The 2,287-nt window shown below is 55.7% G+C and carries 2 pseudogenes; both read left to right on the top strand.

The features are described 5' to 3' along the window. Nucleotides 1-1,306, top strand: a pseudogene (locus QN399_RS26010) (hypothetical protein); the annotation flags it as partial. 346 nt (nt 1,307-1,652) lie between these two features. Further along, nucleotides 1,653-2,287 (top strand): annotated as a pseudogene (locus QN399_RS26015) (hypothetical protein); the annotation flags it as partial.

The raw sequence follows: 2,287 nt of genomic DNA on the forward strand, positions 1-2,287 counted from the left end.
GTTAGCGTTGGTGTTTCCTCCAGAGCAGCAGGCGCAGGTACGGTCGCTGCTGGATAACTATCGGGGGTTGTTGGGGGATGGGGCTGGGCTGTTGGTGTTTGCGGCGCAGTTGGTGAATTTTGTGCAGATTTACAGGGAGTTTGGCTCGCAACCCGAGTCCCCTAAGAATAAAGGCCCCATGTGGAGTGCATTTTTGACAACTGCAGCTGCCGGATTCGGCGCAGCTCAAGGAATAGCCGATACCGCACTCGGTGCTCACGCATCCCAACTAGGTAAAAACCTAAAAGCGGCTGAGCTGAAAGGCGTACATGTGCAGATGGGAAAACTGCATATTGGTCTGGGCCTCGTTGGCTACTTCGCCGGTGCAGTCTCCGCTCTGATCAACCTGAATGTTTCGCACAACAACTGGCTCGACGCCGCTCGCGAGGGTAATGCTGGAGCTCAGGCCGGGGCTGCCCTGAGCATGACCGGGAACAGCGCCGCTTTTCTGAATAATGCTTATGGTTTGCAACAAAGCGGCATGGCATTGAAAGACGTTCTGGCCGTTATTGGGCAACCCGAAGCTCGCGCAACCGCTTGGGCAGTGTCGGGACCTCGTTTGGCCACGGTATTTTTCCGCTTCAACGTAGCCGGGATTCTGTTTACCGCGCTGGAGCTGTCGGGCACTTGGTTTTACAACCGCTATAACCTCAGTCGCCATGATCGATGGCTGCAAACTACTCCCTGGAGTCGAGATGCGGATCGACGTTTGTCGTTGCCGTTAAGCGAGTACCAAAAAAACCTGCACGTTCAGGTCAAGGCCCCAAAAATCGAAGTATGGCCCGAGCAACCCGATAATCAGAGCACCCTGTCCGCGACGCGAATAGTGCTGCACCTGCCCACCACCTCCAGCACCGATTTGATGAAACCTTTTGGCAACAGCAAAGCCAAAACCGTGCTCCGGATAGGCGGCTATGAAGTACGGACCCACACCACACGCGTCAAACCCGTCGAGCGCTGGACTGTCGCGACTGACGCATTGATCCAAAAACTGCAGATCAAACAAGCAACACCTCTGGTTCTGGAGTTTGAGGCGCCCAGTCGCGAGTACCGCCCAACCGCCACCGAGCGCGACGAGTTGGTGCTCACCGTTGAACTCGGAGACTTTAGCCCCGAGGATGGCGTTTACTTACTCAACGTTTATCAATTCCGCATACCTCTCGACGGCCAAGGCGGTGAGATCGCTGATAAGAACCTTGAACCTCAAGGGGAGAAATGCACTTTTTACCTGATTGATCCCCTCCTCCTGCCACAGGAGGACGATTGATATGGCTAAACCCTCCGTTAGCAGTCCTCCGCCGATCAATCAGGAACCTTACGCAGGGATGATTGAAACCTTTCCCTGTGGCCAGGTTATTTATCTGGCCCCCGTTCCTTTGCCCACTGACAGGCCAGCTCAGGACTATGGAAATGCAGTGGGTTCGGTAAATGACACCTATATGGACTTTGGGCTAGGAATGCCATCGGTATTCAGTTGGCAAATGATAGTGGGAGGGCCGTTTACGTGTTTCTGTTTGTATGCGCTCATCTTTCCGGTTGTTTCTGCGTTTATGGGATTAGTCATTGGCGGTACGCTGAATGAGGCCGTGGTATTCCTAACCGGACCTTTCCCCATGCTATTCAAGATAGGTTTTTGGGGTGGGTGCATAGCCCTTGCTATCGGCATCATCATCTCCCTCAACCACCTCGCCAAATACGAAACCCTGGTCCCCACCCGCTTCAACCGCCAGCGCCGTGAAGTCTGTTTCGTCCCCGCAGGCCAGACCGAACCGATCTTCGTTCCGTGGGAATCACTCTCCGCCTGGGTCGTCCAGGCCCGAGGTGTTACTCAATACGGCCTGAACATCCAATACGCCATGGGCCTCGGTTTTTACCATCCGCCTCATGATCAGCAGTACACCCTGGAATTTCACTGCGCCGGTTTTGAGTTGGCCGTCTGCAACTGGGAAGCCATTCGCGCGTACATGGAGTACGAGGTCCACACCCTTAAGGAGATTCAGGACCCTCTCGACCTGCAAGGCCCCGACGATCCGCCGCATGAAGGGCTGCACACCTTCTACAACGCCCGCGAACGCATGCGCCGTCGGCGTAAAGCAGGGGAAGTGGGCTGGGGTTATCCGTTCTGGTGGTACCTGTACCACGTCATGACCCTCTGGACCTTGCCCAATCACCTCACCGAATGGGAGATCCGCCGCATCAAAAGCATGGGCCGCGCCGCCGTGCCCGAGGCGATGCAGGCTTGGTCGGC

The sequence above is a fragment of the Pseudomonas sp. 10C3 genome, from assembly GCF_036346185.1.
In the GTDB taxonomy this organism is placed as follows: Bacteria; Pseudomonadota; Gammaproteobacteria; order Pseudomonadales; family Pseudomonadaceae; genus Aquipseudomonas.